We start from the raw sequence: 2,905 nt of genomic DNA on the forward strand, positions 1-2,905 counted from the left end.
GTGAAGACCTTGATCTTCCAGGTCCAGCGCACGGTGTCCTGCAGCCACTTGTCGGCCGGGCGGTTCTGGTGCTTGATGCCGAAGCGGGCGGCGATGCGCTGCTCGCAGGGGTTCGGGCCGGGCTTGATGCCTTCTTCATCGAGTTCCGAATCGAGCACCAGCGTCACGCCCAGCACGCCTTCGTTGCGCCCGCGCAGCAGCGCCAGCGCGCGGTGCGAGGGCATGGCGGCGATCGGTTCGGCAAAGTCGAACCAGTCGCGGAACTTGGCGCCTTCGGTTTCCTTGCCCGCGACGACGGTCGACCGCACCTGGCCGTGTTCGTTGAGGTACGCGCGCAACTGGCCGAGCAGTTCGGCGTCCTCGGCGAACTTTTCCATGAGGATCTGGCGGGCGCCATCGAGCACGGCCTTGCCGTCGGCGAAACCGGCGTCGGCGTTGAGGTACTTCACGGCTTCCTCGTCCGGGGTGAGTTCCGGGTTTTCCAGAAGCGCCAGTGCCAGCGGCTCGATGCCGGCCTCGCGGGCGATCTGTGCCTTGGTGCGGCGTTTCTGCTTGTAGGGTAGGTAAAGGTCTTCGAGGCGCTGCTTGGTTTCCGCGTCGTCGATCTCGGCCTTGAGTTCAGGGGTCAGCTTGCCCTGTTCGTCGATGCTGGCGAGGATGGCGGCGCGCCGCTCTTCGAGGTCGCGCAGGTAGGTCAGGCGTTCTTCGAGGTTGCGCAGCTGGGTGTCGTCGAGGCCGTCGGTCGCCTCCTTGCGGTAGCGGGCGATGAAGGGGACGGTGGCGCCCTCGTCGAGGAGGGCGATGGCGGCGACGACCTGGGTCGGGCGGACGCCGAGTTCGACGGCGATGCGGTGTTCGATGGGTGCGAGCATGGGTGCGGCAGTGCAGCAAAAAAGGGGGTGAATGATGCGGAATCCGGCGGGAAAAGACAACCGCCGGTAGTTCAGAGCGGCGTCAGCGTAGTCCGGTAGCGCCTGGCATTGTCGACGTAGTGGGCGGCCGACTGCCGCAGGCGGGCGACATCGTCGTCGGAAAGTTCACGCACCACCTTGCCCGGCGAGCCGACGATCAGCACGCGGTCGGGAAAGACCTTGCCTTCCGGAATCAGCGTGTTGGCGCCGACGATGCAGCCCTTGCCGATCACCGCGCGGTTGAGGATCACCGAGCCGATGCCGATCAGGCTGCCGTCGCCGACGGTGCAGCCGTGGAGCATGACCAGGTGGCCGACGGTGACATCGTTGCCGATGTGCATCGGGATGCCTTCGTCGGTGTGCAGCACTGAGCCGTCCTGGATGTTGGTGTTGGCGCCGATGTGGATCGGGTCGTTGTCGCCACGCAGGGTGGCGTTGAACCAGATCGAACTGTTGGCGCCGAGGCGGATGTCGCCGATGACGGTGGCGTTGGGGGCGACCCAGGCGTTCTCGCCGAGTTGCGGCTGTTTGTCTCCGAGGCGGAAGAGGGACATGTGGGCTCCTTGCGAAATTTGAAAATCGGCCTTTTTGCGGCGTCGACCGCAACAGCCCCGCAATGTTACGCTCAGCGGCAGCTTGCCGATAAGTCCGGCCTACAACTCAGGGGGCAGCATGAATTTCCGCAAAATCAAATCGTGGCAATGGGCGCTGCTGGTGCTCGCGCTGCTGGTCGCCCTCGACTGGGCCATCCGCCGCCCGGACCCCCGCACGCGCGAACTCAATGCCGTCATCCAGGCGCAGGCCAGCCCGCAGCTGAAGAACTACCCCTATCCCTTCCACGTGCTGCGCGTCGAGGGCAGCACCGCGGTCATGGGCACGCCGCGCAACTTCGAGATGCCGGCCTTCCGCTTCCTCGGCGCCATGTATCCGGACGTGAACGTCAAGGACGCCAACAATCCGGCCTTCATCGCGCTGCAGAATGCCCTCGGCAAGGTGCAGGACGAAGTCCGCGACATCGTCCTCGCCCAGCCCGGCATCAAGGACGTGCGCTGGGAGCTGGACCGCGAGTGGCTGCGGCGGAATCACATCCCGGTGCCGGAAAAGTGACCGGTTGACGGGATAATCGCGATTCCTTCGTCAATACGGACAGATCCCGGCATGGCCCTGACTTTCTGGCACCCGATTCCCCCGCAAACCATCGTTTTGTGGGACGCGAAATACCGCAGGCCCGGCGGTTCGTATCCTTCCCTGTCGGCGGCCAAGGTCAAGAAATGGTGGCCCGAAATACGTCGTGCGCTCAACGCGCCCGGCACGACGGTGACGGGCAAGATCGCCGGGGCGAATTTCAAGCACGTCAACGGGGCGCTTGGCGAGCTGAATGGGCATGCAATGCTCGTCGCCGCCGGGCATTACAGCATCCTCGAGCCCGGGCGCACGACAGCCGGGGGCGTCGATTTCATCACCTACTATCACGGGCCCGTGTCGCCGCTCGACTGGCAGATAGCCGTCGAGAGCGCCTTGAAGCAGCACCGGGTCGAGGGCCGCATCTTTCGCTGGCCGGGCTGCATCGTAACCCGCTGAGATTTTCAGTTCGGCGGCGTCGGCCGCCCGGCCAGCTTCTGCACGATCAGGGCGCCGACCATGTCGCCTTCGACGTTGACCGCCGTGCGGGTGGTGTCGAGGATGCGGTCGATCGGCAGCAGGATGGCGATGGCGGCGGTCGGCAGGCCGACCGATTCGAGCACGAGCACCATGCTCAGCATGCCGACGCTGGGGATGCCCGGCGCGCCGATGGCGCCGAGCATGGCGACGAAGAAGATGATCATCTGGCTGGCGAGGTCGAGCTCGATGCCGGCCAGGCGGGCGACGAACAGCGCCGCCGCTGCCTCGTAGAGCGCCGTACCGTCCATGTTGACGGTGGCGCCGAGCGGCACGACGAAATTGGCGATGTCCTTGCGCACGTGCAGGTGCTGCTCGGTGCAGCGCAGCGTCAC

Annotated in this window: 5 protein-coding genes; 2 read left to right on the forward strand and 3 right to left on the reverse strand. The window is 65.6% G+C overall.

Features of this window, described 5'->3' with window-relative positions; translation table 11 throughout:
* Window positions 1-872, reverse strand: an 872-nt coding sequence (locus tag ACE3P2_RS04545) for a Tex-like N-terminal domain-containing protein (RefSeq protein WP_374261542.1), incomplete at its 3' end; no start/stop codon positions are given.
* A gap of 71 nt (window positions 873-943) precedes the next feature.
* Window positions 944-1,465, reverse strand: coding sequence for a gamma carbonic anhydrase family protein (locus ACE3P2_RS04550; protein ID WP_374261544.1), 522 nt, complete (start codon window positions 1,463-1,465; stop codon window positions 944-946).
* Between the two features lie 118 nt (window positions 1,466-1,583).
* Between ACE3P2_RS04550 and ACE3P2_RS04555 the strand changes: the two genes are divergently transcribed.
* Together ACE3P2_RS04555 and ACE3P2_RS04560 are read left to right on the forward strand one after the other, a co-directional pair.
* Complete coding sequence (locus ACE3P2_RS04555) at window positions 1,584-2,018, forward strand: hypothetical protein (protein ID WP_153147869.1); 435 nt, start codon at window positions 1,584-1,586, stop codon at window positions 2,016-2,018.
* A gap of 51 nt (window positions 2,019-2,069) precedes the next feature.
* Window positions 2,070-2,492 carry a hypothetical protein gene (locus ACE3P2_RS04560; protein ID WP_153147870.1) on the forward strand — a complete coding sequence of 141 codons (423 nt, stop codon included), beginning with the start codon at window positions 2,070-2,072 and terminating at the stop codon, window positions 2,490-2,492.
* Window positions 2,493-2,497: 5 nt separating this feature from the next.
* Here ACE3P2_RS04560 and ACE3P2_RS04565 read toward each other — a convergent pair.
* The coding region (locus tag ACE3P2_RS04565; protein WP_374261546.1) for a dicarboxylate/amino acid:cation symporter at window positions 2,498-2,905 on the reverse strand (408 nt) is incomplete at its 5' end.

Origin of the sequence: Zoogloea sp. (genome assembly GCF_041911615.1) — a bacterium.
Classification (GTDB): Bacteria; Pseudomonadota; Gammaproteobacteria; order Burkholderiales; family Rhodocyclaceae; genus Zoogloea.

What these genes read in the sequence shown, in the direction of transcription:
- ACE3P2_RS04560 (WP_153147870.1), top strand. Translation starts at nt 2,070, where the DNA reads ATGGCCCTGACTTTCTGGCACCCGATTCCCCCGCAAACCATCGTTTTG.
- ACE3P2_RS04550 (WP_374261544.1), bottom strand. Translation starts at nt 1,465, where the DNA reads ATGTCCCTCTTCCGCCTCGGAGACAAACAGCCGCAACTCGGCGAGAAC.
- ACE3P2_RS04555 (WP_153147869.1), top strand. Translation starts at nt 1,584, where the DNA reads ATGAATTTCCGCAAAATCAAATCGTGGCAATGGGCGCTGCTGGTGCTC.